Source organism: Pseudomonas sp. P4_D7 (assembly GCF_056401755.1).
This window is the reverse complement of the sequence record NZ_JBFUIR010000006.1, coordinates 55435-70511: the sequence shown is the minus strand read 5'-3', so window position 1 is coordinate 70511 and position 15077 is coordinate 55435. Positions and strand designations below refer to the sequence as shown.

Here is a 15077-nt window from a genome sequence, read left to right as displayed (position 1 = left end):
TCAAATGATGTGCCGTCGGTTGGGCTTACCGTTCGGCTGGTACTTGTACTGATGCACCGAACCGGTAGGCAGGTCACACATGAAACAAAGAAATTTCAACTTTCTTTCAGGGTGTTGCATTGTTGCCAGGTTTTTGAAAGCTCACTGAAAGGTTGAAACAGCAATTTAGTCGATAGCTAACTAACAACCTGGTTTCTTATAACGCGTTTGCTTGTACACCTATAAGCAATCGATACAAGGCGCTGTCAAAATCTTGCTAATGTTACAGTCGGGTCTGCCAAATGACTGTTTTTACAATCATTTCTAATAATTTGGCGCCAAGGAACAGTCATGAGCGAAGCGCCAGCGTTACGACGTTTATTGGTAGTCGATCCGTGCGACGACTGCCACCGCTTATTGCCCGGATTACGCGCCGTAGGTTGGGATGTTGACAGTTGCACCCTGGAAAATGCCGCCGACCGCAGTTGTGATGTCGGCTTGTTGCGATTACAGCCGTTTCATCTCGAACGCCCCGAGGCGGTCAAGGAGCTGATCAGTCGCAGCGGCACTGAATGGATCGCCGTGCTCAATCAGGAAGTCCTGCGTTTACAGAACGTCGGTGACTTCGTCTGTGAATGGTTTTTCGATTTCCACACCTTGCCGTTCGACGTGTCGCGGGTGCAGGTCACCCTTGGCCGGGCATTCGGCATGGCGCGCTTGCGTGGGCAGGGCACGATTCATGTCGATCAGCCCGAACATGAACTGCTCGGTGACAGCAGGCCGATCCGCGAATTGCGCAAGTTACTCAGCAAACTGGCACCGACCGAATCGCCGGTGCTGATCCGCGGTGAAAGCGGTACCGGCAAAGAACTGGTCGCGCGCACGCTGCATCGGCAATCCCAACGTCACAGCAAACCATTTGTGGCGATCAATTGCGGGGCGATTCCCGAACATTTGATTCAGTCCGAGCTGTTCGGCCACGAGAAAGGCGCGTTTACCGGTGCGCATCAGCGCAAGGTCGGGCGCATTGAGGCAGCCAATGGCGGCACGCTGTTTCTCGATGAGATCGGTGATTTGCCCCTTGAACTGCAGGCCAATCTGCTGCGGTTCTTGCAGGAAAAACACATCGAACGCGTCGGCGGCAGCCAGCCGATCCCGGTGGATGTGCGTGTGCTGGCGGCGACTCACGTCGATCTTGAGGCGGCCATCGAGAAGAAACGTTTTCGCGAAGACCTGTATTACCGGCTCAACGTGCTGCAAGTGGTCACCGCGCCGTTGCGTGAACGCCATGGTGATCTCTCGATGCTGGCCAACCACTTTTCCCACTTCTACAGCCATGAAACCGGTCGCCGCCCGCGTAGCTTCAGCGAAGACGCGCTGATTGCCATGGGCAAACATGACTGGCCGGGTAACGTCCGTGAACTGGCCAACCGTGTGCGACGAGGTTTGGTGTTGGCTGAAGGGCGGCAGATCGAGGCCCGGGATCTGGGCTTGATCAGTCAGCACTCGATCGCCACACCGATGGGCACGCTGGAAGATTACAAGACCCGCGCCGAACGCCAGGCGTTGTGTGATGTGTTGAACCGGCACAGCGATAATCTCAGTGTGGCGGCCAAAGTGCTCGGGGTGTCTCGGCCGACGTTTTATCGCCTGCTGCATAAACACCAGATTCGCTAGATACCTGAAGATCAAAAGATCGCAGCCTGCGGCAGTTCCTACATTGGGTTTGTGTAATCCCTGTAGGAGCTGCCGCAGGCTGCGATCTTTTGCTTTTTCCTAGAAGTAGTAAGGGAATTTCAGGCTGAAGGAAAAGTCCGGTGCATCGTCGGTCAAACCGATCGACAAGTTCGGAACAATGGTCAGGTTGTCGGTGGCCGCAATGGTCATGCCGACGTTGAAATAACCGGCGTTGGCGTCACTGGATACCACCGATTGCCAATCGCCGCCATCCTGCTTCAGCTTGCTTTTACGCTGCACCAGGTCAGACATCGAGAACGACATACTCATCTTCTCGTTCAGCGCAAACGCAATACCGGCGCCGATCTGGAAGCTGTCGCCGATCTTGACCTTGCCCGGGTTTTTCTGGTTGACCGTCGAACTGATGTCGTCAAACGACTCCTCCAGGTTGTGGGTGTAGGACAAGCTGCCGAACAGCACCGCCGGGTCGAACGTTTTGACCAGCGAGATCCCCGGCGTGACCGACCAGACGCCGTTGCCCGTGGGCAGGGTGTCAGGCACGAACAGGTTGGAGTTGGCGTCGGTCTGGCGCAGCTTGATCCCGAACGGATCCTTGCCGGTTGGCGCCTTGACGCGCAAGGTGACGACCGCATCCGGCGTGTTGGCTGACTCATCGAGGAACTTGTAGGCGATGCCGAAGTTGACGTCGCCAATGGTTGGATCGCGTGTCACGTCCTGCTCGGTCGTGACGTTGGACGCTCCGCCGTTACCGCCGCCGGATTGATAAGTCGAATCGCGGTAAACCACGGGCACGTTCAGGTCGAACTGCCAGCGATTGTCGAAGTTGTAGCGGCCCGTGAGGTCAAGGGTCCAGGTGTCGGCCTTGATCCGGTCGAGGTTGATGTTGCCGAGAAAGATCGAGTCGAGGGCCAGAAAGCCGTTGAGGATCAACTGGCGGGTGTCATAGCGCGAGTAGGTGATACCGGTTTCGAAGCTGAATTTGCCTCCGCCGAAGAAGCCACTGGCCTCGTCATACAGGTTGGACACACTCTGTGCCGGTTGCGAATCATCTGCCAGCGATTGCCCGTAAGAAGCCCCACTGCCTCCGGCTGCGCCCCCCGACGCTGCTGCGGCCCCGGTACCGGTGGCCACTTTTGGATTGCCTTTCATATCCGACGGCGACTTGGCCAACCTTTTGGGTGGTGGCGCCGCCGGTTGATCTTCGACCTGGCGAACCCGTTGTTCGAGTACCGCCAGGGCCTTTTGTTGTACTTCGTAACGTTGTTTCAGCTCCAGAAGCTCTTGTTTCAGGACTTCTACGTCGGCGTCCGGTGCCGCTTGCAGCATCGCTGCAGGTAGAAGGGTGCTCAAGCAAACAGCGGCACGCAGTGATACTGATCGATACATGAATAAGCCGTCCCTTTAAGCCCAATGATCGAGACTCAGCGTAGTTCAATATCCAATATTTCGTAGTGCCCTGAGCTGAGTCAGGTTGCAATCCAGTGCGCCGGCACTCATGCCGTTATTGTTCAGGACGACGTTGAGTTGAGTCATGTTATTGACCACGTTGGCACTGCCGAGCAAACGGGTGTTCTGCAGCAAGCCGCCTTGGGCGACCTGTTGCAGGGCCGTACCTTGATTGCCGGAGGCCTGAATGGCCATTTGTACGCCGCCACCGTTGGCCGAAACCGCCACGCTGCCTGCGGCATTGCTGCCGCCGATGGTTTGCCCGGCCATCAGCGCCTGCCCTTGGGTGGGCACCAGTGCTGGCGCCTGACTGGCTTCTTTAACGTTGATGGCAACGTTGTTATAGGCGGTATTGCTGTCACCCGCAGCGCGTACGCTCTGTGTTACGCCCTGGCTGCTGTCGAGGCCGGCGCCACCGGTGATTGTGCCGGTACCCGTAGAAAGGGTGCTGCCGTTGCCGTGTTCCTTGATGGTTTGAACATAGAATTCAGGTTTTACCGTTGCTGCCTGAAGTTGCATCGAGGTCGAAGCCCCGATCAAATCGCCACTGGCGTTGCGCCAGGTACTGCTCATGACAATGCCGAAGCTGATAATCCGCCCCGGCATGACATAACGACCACGTAGTTCGGACAACTCCTTGTCTTGTATTTCTATAGGTTTGAATCCTGCATTGGCATAGCCTGACGCACTCGCTGCCAGGCAGGCGGCGGCCAGCCAGTATGAGGTTTTCATTTGCTGCTCCCGGGACATCCAGCCCCATTCTTTATAATCGGCGATTAAAAGAAGTCGCTCTGTATGAACCCGAAGTCCATCAATTCAGCATCTCTGACAGGGTTGAAGTTATCCAGCTTGTTCTTCGCCGTCAGCGGTGTCGGCGGGCTGCGCAATGCATTGGTTTTGTCATAACCGGGGCCGACGATGGCGAAGACAATGCCGTTCCAACCTTTGACAAAGTCATCATGTTTGTAGCGCTTGTGGCCTAAAACCGGGTCTCCGATGTAAACCCAATCCTTGTCCGAACGCTGCAGAACCACGAAATGCTTGTAGCCGCGAATTTCCATCAGTACCACCACCGGGATGGTTACAGCATCGAGTTTTTCCGGCGGAATCTTGTAACCCCTGGCGCGCATGCCGATGCTTTCTATGTAGCGCTTCATGTCCAGCATGGAAAACCCTTGAGTACGAACAAGGTCCTGGTCAGCGTTGACCAGCATGCCTTTGATGATGTGCTCCTCATCGACGTCGAGCCAATAGGCCTGGCGTAACACCGTAGCCAGTGCAGCAGCGCCGCAGCTGAAATCGGTTTTCTGTTCGACAATGTCGGAAAACTTGCGCTCACGAATGCTTTGCACGTTCTTGTAGACGAGTACGCCGCCTGGGAGGGCAGCGACTGGCATCTGGGCAGCCTGGGTCAGGCCGGACAGGCAAAGCAGAGCGAAAAGGGCAGTCTTACGCATGATCGATACGCCTTTGCGGACTGAGGAAAAGCCCCGTTTCCGGGGCTTTCGTTTCGATCGCGATTACAGGCAGGCTTTGCAACCTGCAGCGATGGACAGCGAGTTGCTTTGTTGGTTACCAACACCAGCGGCGTTGTTGTAACCAGCGTTGCCGGAGAAGTTGTTGCCAACGTTGGAGATGCTTGCGTTGTTGGTCACAGGGTTTTTCCAGCCATCAGGGGTCAGCACTTGTTGCGTGGTTACACCGGCGAGACCGAAGATGCCGACAGCTTCAAAGGTCGCTTTCTGATCTTTGCTGCCGCCGTTGCCGCCATGACCACGGTCGTTGTCGCCATAACCGCCACCACCATGGCCTTTGTCGCCTTCGATGGTCGCTTTGCCAGCTGCCACGAATGCGCCGGCAGCGGTGAAGGTGCCTCTCAGAGTATCGGTTTTGTAGGTTTGAGTGCCGTTGTTGGACACAGTCAACCCAGTGGAGCTTTGGTTGGCAGCGGCAGCGGCGTTAGCTACACGACCACCGGATACAGCAATGGCCAGGTTGTTTTTCTGTTGGTTGAAGTTGCCGGCACTGTTGTTCACACCGATGTTGCCGGAACCGCCGTTACCCACGTTGTTGAGGTTGGCGTTGTTGGTTGTCGAGTAGTTGGCAACCGCGTTGTTGTTGTTGACCTGAGTCGCGCTGGAAACGGACACGGCACTGCCGAAGATGAAGCTTTCGTCGGCAGTTGCCAGTGCAGCGGCGTTGTCTTGTTGGTTGCCATCCCCGGCGGTGTTGTTCATGCCGACGTTGCCGTTGGTGCCATTGGCGGAGTCGCGAACGGAGGCATCATTTTTGGTGCCTTGGTTGCCCACCAGGTTGCCATCGCTGTTCTGCGTGTCGAGTACGGCAGCACCAGCGCCGGCGCCGATTTGCAGAAGTTGTTCCAGGGTAGGGCCTTTTGGTTCATGGTTGCCATGACCATTGCCGTGCCCGTTACCATGATCGTCATCACGACCGCCTGCCTGTGCTGCGATTGCCATCACTGCTGCAAGTGCGAAAACCAGTGGTTTGAGAGCCATTGTAGGTTTCATGGTGTTTCTCCATCGTGCTTATTAGTTGGTTAAGTGTTGGTACTTTCTAATTGCACTGCTTTTGTTGTTTGGGTCAGTCAGCGACCCGGATGCTCAGGGTGTTAGCCATACGGTTCCCCACCCCAGCACTCTGGTTCACCTGGATTACCCCGCGGCTGCCGGTGAAGGCCTGATCACTTGTCGTGACCTGGCGACTGCCGGGTGAGGTACCAGTTGCTCCTGAGCTCGGTAGAAGCGCCACGTTCTGTTGCGAAAGGGCACTGTCGTCAACGCTCTGCGGGCCAGCACTGATGCTGACGCGCGTGACGTTGGCCATCTGGTTGTTGGCACCGGCGCCCTGGTTCACACCGAGGATCCCGTTGCCATTACTGAATGAGTTGCCGCCAATGGTCGCGCTGGCATTCGTCGACGGGTTACCGGGTGTGTCGATGTGCTGGCGGACGATTGTGGTGGCGCTGGCCGAGGTGCCGATGGCAATGGCCTTGGTGTTGGTCTGTTGCATCTGATCGCCAGCGGCCTGGTTGACGTTGTAGTTGCCGCGGTACTGAATGCCGGTGTCCTGAATGTTCGCGTTGTTCACTGAGCTGGGGTCGGCGGCCATGGCGTTGGCGCAACCGAAGAGGGCGAGCAGGAGCAGGGTGCGATTCATCTTATTGGCCTCCAGCCATGCGGGTCAGCGGCGCAAGGCCTGCGCCCATTGCGCGGTTGACGGTGTTGGAGATGGAACCGCCGGCGCCGCCGCCGTGGCCGCTGCTCATACCGGGCAGGCCGTTGGTATTGGTCAGGGTGTTCATGCCGGGCAGATTCGCCGTCGGTGTGCTGATGTTGCCGCGGATCGAGGAGCCACTGGCTACGCTGGCAAACTCACCGTCATTGAGCTCAGTGCTGCTCATCGCCTGATTGATGCGGGCTGAAGGGTTAGCATTGACTGTGGTTGGATAGGGGTCTTTACCGCCGCTGCGACCGATAGGAATAGGCTGAACATCGCGGTTGAGGACAATCACGCCATTGCCTTCTGCCTGCACGTTGAAGCTGATGAACGTACTGGCTGCTGATCCGATCAGCAGAAGGCAGGTCAAACCTTTTTTGATATTCCCCACGGCTGCAATTCCTTCTTCAGTGGGCTGGCCCTAGTCAGCGTTGTGAAGGAGAGAGCGAAAGCTGTGCCGCTTTTGAAATATCTTTCAATTTCAATTGCTTGGGGAATAGATGCGCCGGCCTGATACACCGCCTGTTTCATGGCTGATACACGCAGGGTGGCGTTGACCTGTCTATTGGCTGAATAAAGCTCTGGCACAAGGGTTTGCGCCAAGGTGTTTCAGCCACGTAACAACCGGCATGACAAAGTTGTGAACCGTGCTGAAACGGGCACTTTGCACGCGGGCGAGTGTTTCAGGATTGGACACTTTGTCCCCAAAACAGGGGAAATCGCGTGGGAAGGAACCCTTTGACCGGGTCACTCAGCCAGCAGTTGCTCGACGGCGGCAAACGCCTGCGACTGGCGCTCGGCCCAATTGCCCTCGATGACCTGAAAGCGTTGATGGTGGTTTTCCAGCCAGTTCTGCGTGGCCTGGTAAAACGCCAGACGCTCGTCCAGATCCGGCTGGCAGCGCTGACCGTCATCGGTCCAGTCGATCTGCTCTGGCGAGAGTAAAAGGTGCAGGTCGTAATGCCGCGCCAACAATTCGGATTCCAGCCAGGCCGGGCAATCGCCGAACAGCGTCTGACTCCAGAGCATATTGCTCAGCAAGTGCGTGTCGAGGATCAGCAATGACGGCTGTTGCGCCCGCGCTTCATCTTCCCAGTGCAACTGGCCCCGAGCGATTTCCGGGATATCAGCCAGACAAGTGTCGCGGGGATTGAGTTCGATAAACCGACGCACGTATTCATCCACCCGCAAGCCGCTAAAGCGTTGTTGCAGGCCCGCCGCCAGCCAGCTCTTGCCGGTGGATTCGGGGCCGGTCAGGACCACAACCTTCATGTGCGCAACGCCGGGTCAGCACGCCATTCACGAAAGCCCTGGATCGCCAGCAGAGTGAACAGCCCGTACAGCGCAGCGGTCAGGTACAGCCCCTTATAGATGAACAAGCCGACAAAGATCACATCCAGCACAAACCACAGCGCCCAGCATTGCAGGCGTTTCTGCGCCATCCACAGTTGCGCGACCAGGCTGAAACCGGTCAGCGCGGCATCGAGCCACGGTTGCGCGGCGTCGGTCCAGTGAGCCATGGCCGCACCGAGCAACAGGCTGCCGACCGCGCCAACGCCCAAGCCGATCAGGACCGAGCGTTGATCGAGGCGCGTGACCTCACGACCGTCATGCATCGTCCCGGCGCGGGTCCATTGCCACCAGCCATAGACTTGCAGCGCGGCGTAGATCACTTGCAGCAACATGTCCGAATACAGCTTTACTTCAAAGAAGATCCAGCTATAGAGCAGCACCATGACCAGACCGATCGGCCAGCACCACGGATTCTGTTTGACCGTCAGCCACACGGCGATCACCCCGAGGGCGGCGGCAAACAGTTCAAGCCCAGACATGGGGGTTCCTTGGGGGAAATTGAGGAGGGGGCGGATTGTACTGCATTCGCCCAGACACTGAAGAACCCTGTGGGAGCGAGCTTGCTCGCGAAGGGGCCTGTGCAGTCGAAATCTTCTTTGACTGACCTGACGCTTTCGCGAGCAAGCTCGCTCCCACAGGTTTTGGGTCAGACGCGGAACTGGCGCAGGAGGGCGTTGAGTTGTTCGCTCAACTGGCCAAGTTTCAGGCTGGCCGCACTCGATTGTTCGGCAGCGATCGCCGTGCTGTGCGAGAGGCCGGCCGCCTGAGTGACGTTCTGATTAATGTCCTCGACCACATGCGCCTGCTGCAACGTGGCGCTGGCAATCGAAGCGTTCAGGCCATTGAGATTACGCAGTGCCTGGCCAATCGCATTCAGACTCGCACCGGCCAACCCGGCTTGTTCGATGGTCAATTGCGACGCCTTGCTGCTGTCGCCGATCACTTTCACAGCGGCTTCGGAATGGTTCTGCAGACGCTCGATCATTGACTGGATTTCCGCCGTCGACTTCTGCGTACGTTGTGCCAACAAGCGTACTTCATCCGCCACCACGGCAAACCCGCGACCTTGCTCACCGGCCCGCGCCGCTTCAATCGCGGCATTAAGCGCGAGCAGGTTGGTCTGTTCGGCAATCGAGCGAATCACTTCCAGCACGCTGCCGATCTGCGTACTTTCGGCGGCGAGGGTGCGGATCACCTCCACCGCTTGATCGATAGTGCCGGACAGTTTGTCGATCTGCTGCAAGCTGCCATCGATGTTGATCTGGCCCTGTTGTGCCTGCGCTTCGGCATCGCGCATTTCGGCGGCGGCGTGCTCGGCGTTCTTCGCCACGTCCTGCACGCCATAGGTCACCTCGTTGATCGCGGTGGCCACCAGTTCCATCTGCTGCGATTGTTGCTGGCTGCGTTGCTGCGCTTGTGAGGCGTCGTTGCCCAGTTCGCTGGACGACTGACCCAGTGCACTGGCCGACACCTGCAAATCGCCGATCACCCGCCGCAGTTTGGCGGTGAAGGCGTTGAAGTGATGCGCCAGTTCAGTGACTTCATCTTTGCCATGGGTATCGAGGCTGCGGGTCAGGTCGCTTTCACCGCTGGCAATGTTGGCCATGGCGTTCACGGTTTCCTGCAGCGGACGGACGATGCTGCGCGCGATGAGGATCACCAGCAGCGCCATGATCACGGCAATCGCCAGGCCGATAACCGTAGCCTTGATCACTTGGCCCTGGAATTCCGCCTGCACGTCGTCGACGTAAACCCCGGAGCCGAGCACCCAGCCCCACGGTTCGAACAGTTTGACGTAGGAGGTCTTGGCCACCGGCTCACTGGCCCCGGGTTTCGGCCAACGGTAGTCGACCATGCCGGCGCCTTTGGACCTGGCGATGGCGACCATTTCGTTGAACACCGCAAAGCCGTCCGGGTCACGGATCGCCGAGAGGTTCTGGCCTTCGAGTTTCGGGTTGGTCGGGTGCATGACCATCACGGGCGTGAGGTCGTTGATCCAGAAATAATCGCTCTGGTCGTAGCGCAGGCCACGAATCGCCGTCAGCGCCTGTTTCTGCGCCGCCTCTTTGCTCAGGGTGCCGGCGGTTTCGAGGTCGTGGTAGTAGGTCAGCAGGCCGCTGGCGGTCTGTACTACGTGCTGGGTTTTCTGGGCCTTGGCGTGGTAGAGATCGTCGTGGATTTGCTTGAGCATCAACACGCCCAAGGTCAGCAACATGACCACCGCCACAATCAAGATGAGCCACAAGCGTCGGCTGATCGACACACTGCGCAAGCTGTTCATAACGCTGTCACTCCGGATTCTTTTTCTTGTAATAAACGACCGCCAGCATCCAACCACGATTTCGTGAGCGGGCATACGCGACCCAAGTCGTATAACGCGGCAGCGCTAATAAGGCTTGTCTGTTAGGATTTCGGCCCCGCGCGTGAAAACCTGAATCCAAATTGAAATTTCACGGAATTTTGACCGTTTCGTGTGGATCCTGTGCGTGCGGAATCGGTACAGCCATAACCAGCTACGCTGATCGCAGTGAACGTAAAAAAATACTATCGGGGCATGCCGACGCGCATCGCTCTTTGGGGGATTGATGGATCTTTGGACGGCCTTGCAGGCACTGATACTAGGAGTTGTAGAAGGGCTGACGGAGTTTTTGCCCATTTCCAGTACCGGACACCAGATCATCGTTGCCGACTTGCTGAACTTCGGCGGCGAACGGGCCATGGCATTCAATATCATCATCCAGCTCGGCGCGATCCTCGCGGTGGTCTGGGAGTTTCGCCGCAAGATTTTCGATGTGGTCATCGGTTTGCCGACGCAGCCCAGTGCCCGTCGTTTCACCGCTAACCTGCTGATCGCGTTTCTGCCCGCCGTGGTGCTGGGCGTGATCTTTGCCGACCTGATCCACGAATACCTGTTCAATCCGATTACCGTTGCGACCGCGTTGGTGGTGGGCGGCATCATCATGTTGTGGGCGGAAAAGCGTCAGCATGCAGTGCACGCCGAAACAGTCGACGAGATCACTTGGAAAGATGCTTTGAAGGTTGGTTTCGCTCAGTGTCTGGCGATGATTCCCGGCACTTCGCGTTCCGGCTCGACGATCATTGGCGGGTTGCTCTTCGGTCTGTCGCGCAAGACTGCCACCGAGTTTTCCTTCTTCCTCGCGATGCCGACCATGGTCGGTGCGGCGGTCTACTCGGGCTACAAGTACCGCCATCTGTTTGTCCCGGCGGACTTCCCGGTGTTTGCCATCGGCTTTGTCACCGCGTTCATCTTCGCCATGATCGCCGTGCGCGGCTTGCTCAAGTTCATTGCCAGCCATAGCTATGCGGCATTTGCCTGGTATCGGATCGTTTTTGGTCTGGTCATTCTGGCGACGTGGCAGTTTGGCTGGATCGATTGGGCGGCGGCCAAGCCATGAGTGATTCCCGCGCACGCCGGCCCGAAGGGCGACCTTCGGGCGGCAACAACATCCAGCATCTGAAGCTGAAACTGCTGGTTCTGTTGATCGTCTGCGCGTTGCCGCTGTTCGGCTCGGTGTCGATGTGGTTGCGCGGGATTTCGTTGGTGCCGCTGACGGCTTACGGTGTTGTGAGCGTGTTGGCGTTCTTCATGTACTGGGCAGACAAGCGCAAGGCGCGCGCCGACGCCTGGCGCACACCGGAGAACATCCTTCATGCTGTGGAACTGGCGGGCGGCTGGCCGGGTGCATTGATCGCCCAGCAGGTGTTCCGGCACAAGACGCGCAAGGTGTCGTTTCAGATTCTGTTCTGGGTGATTGTGTTGCTGCACCAGGTGTTCTGGATCGACCAGCTGTTTCTTGGCTCGAATCTGCTGACGCTGTTCTGAATACACCGCAACTCCCTATGTAGGAGTGAGCCTGCTCGCGATAGCGGAGTGTCAGCCAAAGAAATTCCAACTGACACTCCGCTATCGCGAGCAGGCTCACTCCTACAGGGATCGGGTTTACAGCAACAAACCGATTTGGGTCTTTTTCGGCAACTTGCTCACCACCAGCTGATGCGAACGTTGCAACAACCCGCGCAATTCCTCGGCGCCCAACGGGTAGGGCGGATGCATGATGATCCACTGCGCCCGGGCCAGATAGGGCGCCGGGTGAATCCCCGGACGGTCGCAATGACCGAGAAACAGATCTTTATCAACCTTGAACGCCAGCGAATCCCCACGCAGCCCCTGCAAGGCAAACATCTTGTTGCCGGCAATCGAAAACACTCGCACGCCGCCCCATTTGTAATCTTCCCGAGCGCCCGGCAATGCCAGGCAGAACGCCGCAACGTCGGCTTCGTTCATCTTTCCCTTGTTCATAACAACCGCTCCCCACAGGCATTGAACGACTCGACCAGATGATCGATCCACGCGCGCACCGCTGGCATCACCCCGCGTCGATGCGGATACACCGCTTGCAGCCAGCCGCCGGGCAGTGACCACTCCGGCAACATCTGCACCAGCGTGCCGTTTTCCAGCTCGGCCTCGCAATACATCATCGGCAACAGGGTAAACCCCTGACCGGCAAGGACGCAGGCCTTGCGTACGACAAAATCATCGATGCCCAGGCGAGCCTCCATGTTCAGTTCGAAACTGTGGCCCTGCTGATCGAGCAGGCGCACATGCACCATACGATCGGCCTCCAGCGCACCCAGTACGGGCAGATGCTTCAGGTCTTGCGGATGGTTGATCGTCTTGCCCTGTAAAAACGCCGGGCTGGCCACCACGACCATCTGCGCCTGACGCAGGCGCCGGGTCACCAGCAGCGGATCCTCGTCACCGTGCTCACGCACGCGCAACGCGACATCAAAGCCCTCACCGACCAGATCAACACGGCGATTGAGCAGTACGACTTCCAGTTGCACCTGGGGGAATTTGCCAAGGAAATCGCTGATCACCCACGGCAACATTTCCCGGGCCAGACCTGTAGGGCAGGACACGCGCAGTCGCCCGCGCGGCTCGCTGGACATGCTCGCCACCGCTTCATCGGCCATTTCTGCTTCGAGGAGCATTGCCTGACAGTGGCGCAAGTAACGTTCGCCAACTGCAGTGAGATTGAGTTGCCGGGTGGTGCGTTGCAGTAAACGCGCGCCAAGGCGTTCTTCCAGTTCGGCAATGCGCCGCGACAGCCGTGATTTGGGAATCCCGAGCAAGCGCCCGGCTGCAGCAAAACCGCCGGCTTCGACGACTTTGGCGAAATAGTAGAGATCGTTGAGGTCTTGCATCAGGGATATCCGACTGTTCTATCGGTGGGACAAACTATCGCATTTCAGGCGGCTAATCATCCATTGGTTTCTTGCGTAGGATTGTCTCCATTCCGTCGCCACCGGCGATTCCTTCCAGGAGATTCCACATGAAACTGCTGCATATCGATTCGAGCATTCTGGGCGACAATTCGGCTTCCCGTCAGTTGAGCAGCGAAGTCGTCAAAGCCTGGCAAGTCGCTGAGCCAAGCGCCGTGGTGACCTACCGCGACCTGGCCGCCGATGCCATCAGCCACTTCTCGTCGACCACCTTGGTCGCCGCTGGCACCACCGCTGAGCTGCGTAACGCTGCTCAACAGCACGAAGCCGAACTGAGCGCTTCGACCCTGGCCGAATTCATAGCTGCGGACGCCGTGGTGATCGCGGCTCCGATGTACAACTTCACCGTGCCGACCCAACTCAAGGCGTGGATCGACCGCGTTGCCGTCGCCGGTCAAACCTTCCGTTACACCGAAGCCGGCCCTGAAGGCCTGTGCGGCGGCAAGAAAGTGGTGATCGTATCCACTTCCGGCGGTATTCATGCCGGTCAGGCCAGCGGCATCGCTCACGAAGAATATCTGAAGCTGGTACTGGGCTTCCTCGGCATCACCGACATCGAAATCGTCCGCGCTGAAGGCCTGGCGTATGGCGAAGAAGTGCGCAACAACGCGATGACCGCTGCACAAGCGAAGATCAGCGAGCAACTGTTCGCCGCCGCGTAAGGCTTGCGTAAAGAACAGCTGATGTTCAGGTAATACCCAAAAAACTCTGTATTCTGGTTCCGCAAGGGGCGAATACGGAGTTTTTTGTTTCTGACTGTTACATAATCTGGCCCGGGTTATGCAGTCACACAATCAGCGTCTGAGTGCATTGTCGTACCGGAACACCGAATCCCCGGGGTTTCAGGCCCGCAACGCAACGGAACTTTCGATTGAGTAACAACAGGGTGGGGCATCCCATGATGCGTCTTTGTGCAACGTTACTGATTTGYCTGCTCGGCAGCCTTAACACAGTGCATGCCGCGCCTGGGCGACACCCGGTCTGGAGCGTCGGTTATCACGAGATGACCTTCCTCGATCCGCTGGACCTGCAACCGATGCGCGCCATCGCCTTTTATCCCTCCAGCGATCGTGAGCACCTGAGCCTGCTCGAGGGCTATTCGGTCGAGGCCGGCGAAGACACCAAAGTCGCCATCGGCCGTTTCCCGATGCTGATGCTCTCCCATGGCAACACCGGCACGCCGCTCGCACTGCACGACCTGGCGACTTCGCTGGCGCGCAAAGGCTTTGTCGTGGTGGCGGTGATTCACCCCGGCGACAATTCCAAAGACCACAGCCGACTCGGCACCCTGAGCAATCTCTACGGGCGACCGATCCAGATTTCCGAAGCCATCACCGCAACCTTGGGCGATCGCATGCTCGCGCCTTACGTCAATGCGGATCAGGTCGGGGTGATCGGTTATTCGGCGGGCGGCGAGACCGCGTTGATCCTGTCCGGGGCGCAACCGGATCTCGATCGCCTGCGTCGGTATTGCCAAGAGCGCCCGGACGATCGTGATGCTTGTAACACCCAGGGTGAGTTGATCGTTGATCGGGATGATCTGCAACCGGTGGCCGATCCGCGCGTTCATGCGCTGCTGCTGATGGCGCCGCTGAGCCTGAAGTTCGGTCGTCACACCTTGGCTGACGTGCATGTGCCGGTGCTGCTCTACAGCGGTGATGGTGACAAACTGGTGGCCTTCGACAAGAATGCGGCCGCGCTGGCGCGCAAACTGCCGACGGCACCGGACTTCAAATTACTCGCCGGGGCTGGGCACTTCGTGTTTATGGCGCCGTGCAACGAAGAACAGATTCGCGCCATGCCGGCGTTGTGCACCGATGCTGATGGGGTGGATCGCGAGGATATTCACCGCAACCTGATCTCTGAGGCGGGACGGTTCTTCTCGCACACCTTGGGTAAACCAACCCGGGCCGGCATGCAGACCGCGGATCAATAATCCGATCCCCGCAGCACCGCAGCAACTGTGGGAGCGAGCTTGCTCCGGGCGGCGTTCCGACGAAGGCGTAGTGTCAGTCAATACATGTGCTGACTGACTCACCGCCTTCGCGAGCAAGCTCGCT

The 15077-nt window shown here is 58.1% G+C and carries 17 protein-coding genes; 5 read left to right on the top strand and 12 right to left on the bottom strand.

The annotated features are described in order from the left end of the window. The first annotated feature begins 330 nt into the window (after positions 1 to 330). The gene (locus tag AC1DVF_RS06630) at positions 331 to 1656 is read left to right on the top strand and encodes a sigma-54 dependent transcriptional regulator (RefSeq protein ID WP_186623310.1); all 1326 of its coding nucleotides are present in this window, start codon (positions 331 to 333) and stop codon (positions 1654 to 1656) included. Between the two features lie 99 nt (positions 1657 to 1755). On the opposite strand, the gene AC1DVF_RS06625 is transcribed toward AC1DVF_RS06630, so the two are convergent. The 10 genes from AC1DVF_RS06625 to AC1DVF_RS06580 form a co-directional block, all read right to left on the bottom strand. After that, positions 1756 to 3063: a transporter gene (locus AC1DVF_RS06625; protein WP_093432820.1), complete on the bottom strand. Its 1308-nt coding sequence runs from the start codon at positions 3061 to 3063 to the stop codon at positions 1756 to 1758. 45 nt (positions 3064 to 3108) lie between these two features. Beyond that, entirely contained in the window at positions 3109 to 3855 is a 747-nt protein-coding gene (locus AC1DVF_RS06620; RefSeq protein ID WP_093432818.1) for a hypothetical protein, read from the bottom strand. Positions 3856 to 3899: 44 nt separating this feature from the next. After that, positions 3900 to 4580, bottom strand: coding sequence for a C39 family peptidase (locus AC1DVF_RS06615; RefSeq protein WP_093432815.1), 681 nt, complete (start codon positions 4578 to 4580; stop codon positions 3900 to 3902). Between the two features lie 63 nt (positions 4581 to 4643). Beyond that, a complete protein-coding gene (locus AC1DVF_RS06610; RefSeq protein WP_093432813.1) occupies positions 4644 to 5651 on the bottom strand; it encodes a heme utilization protein in 1008 nt (335 codons plus the stop codon). A gap of 73 nt (positions 5652 to 5724) precedes the next feature. Continuing rightward, positions 5725 to 6300, bottom strand: coding sequence for an adhesin (locus tag AC1DVF_RS06605; RefSeq protein ID WP_427120105.1), 576 nt, complete (start codon positions 6298 to 6300; stop codon positions 5725 to 5727). A gap of 1 nt (position 6301) precedes the next feature. Then, a complete protein-coding gene (locus AC1DVF_RS06600) occupies positions 6302 to 6751 on the bottom strand; it encodes a hypothetical protein (RefSeq protein WP_093432807.1) in 450 nt (149 codons plus the stop codon). Then, positions 6727 to 6963, bottom strand: coding sequence for a hypothetical protein (locus AC1DVF_RS06595; protein WP_139213402.1), 237 nt, complete (start codon positions 6961 to 6963; stop codon positions 6727 to 6729). The genes AC1DVF_RS06600 and AC1DVF_RS06595 overlap by 25 nt, the downstream gene beginning before the upstream one ends. 144 nt (positions 6964 to 7107) lie before the next feature. Beyond that, complete coding sequence (locus AC1DVF_RS06590; RefSeq protein WP_477782249.1) at positions 7108 to 7632, bottom strand: AAA family ATPase; 525 nt, start codon at positions 7630 to 7632, stop codon at positions 7108 to 7110. Further along, positions 7629 to 8192 (bottom strand): nicotinamide riboside transporter PnuC, encoded by a 564-nt coding sequence (gene pnuC, locus AC1DVF_RS06585; protein WP_099759084.1) that lies wholly within the window; start codon positions 8190 to 8192, stop codon positions 7629 to 7631. The genes AC1DVF_RS06590 and pnuC overlap by 4 nt, the downstream gene beginning before the upstream one ends. Positions 8193 to 8359: 167 nt before the next feature. After that, the gene (locus AC1DVF_RS06580; RefSeq protein WP_116256215.1) at positions 8360 to 9994 is read right to left on the bottom strand and encodes a methyl-accepting chemotaxis protein; all 1635 of its coding nucleotides are present in this window, start codon (positions 9992 to 9994) and stop codon (positions 8360 to 8362) included. A 304-nt stretch (positions 9995 to 10298) separates the two neighbouring features. On the opposite strand from AC1DVF_RS06580, the gene AC1DVF_RS06575 reads away from it, so the two are divergent. Beyond that, a complete protein-coding gene (locus tag AC1DVF_RS06575; RefSeq protein WP_116256214.1) occupies positions 10299 to 11129 on the top strand; it encodes an undecaprenyl-diphosphate phosphatase in 831 nt (276 codons plus the stop codon). Then, positions 11126 to 11557: a DUF1294 domain-containing protein gene (locus AC1DVF_RS06570; protein ID WP_099759086.1), complete on the top strand. Its 432-nt coding sequence runs from the start codon at positions 11126 to 11128 to the stop codon at positions 11555 to 11557. The genes AC1DVF_RS06575 and AC1DVF_RS06570 overlap by 4 nt, the downstream gene beginning before the upstream one ends. A gap of 117 nt (positions 11558 to 11674) precedes the next feature. On the opposite strand, the gene AC1DVF_RS06565 is transcribed toward AC1DVF_RS06570, so the two are convergent. Next, the gene (locus AC1DVF_RS06565) at positions 11675 to 12034 is read right to left on the bottom strand and encodes an MmcQ/YjbR family DNA-binding protein (RefSeq protein ID WP_460090825.1); all 360 of its coding nucleotides are present in this window, start codon (positions 12032 to 12034) and stop codon (positions 11675 to 11677) included. Beyond that, positions 12031 to 12939, bottom strand: coding sequence for a LysR substrate-binding domain-containing protein (locus tag AC1DVF_RS06560; RefSeq protein WP_093432790.1), 909 nt, complete (start codon positions 12937 to 12939; stop codon positions 12031 to 12033). Before AC1DVF_RS06560 ends, AC1DVF_RS06565 begins: the two co-directional genes overlap by 4 nt. 128 nt (positions 12940 to 13067) lie before the next feature. Between AC1DVF_RS06560 and AC1DVF_RS06555 the strand changes: the two genes are divergently transcribed. Then, the gene (locus AC1DVF_RS06555; RefSeq protein ID WP_093432787.1) at positions 13068 to 13679 is read left to right on the top strand and encodes an FMN-dependent NADH-azoreductase; all 612 of its coding nucleotides are present in this window, start codon (positions 13068 to 13070) and stop codon (positions 13677 to 13679) included. Between the two features lie 236 nt (positions 13680 to 13915). Next, complete coding sequence (locus AC1DVF_RS06550; protein ID WP_095048871.1) at positions 13916 to 14953, top strand: alpha/beta hydrolase family protein; 1038 nt, start codon at positions 13916 to 13918, stop codon at positions 14951 to 14953. Positions 14954 to 15077: the final 124 nt, after the last annotated feature.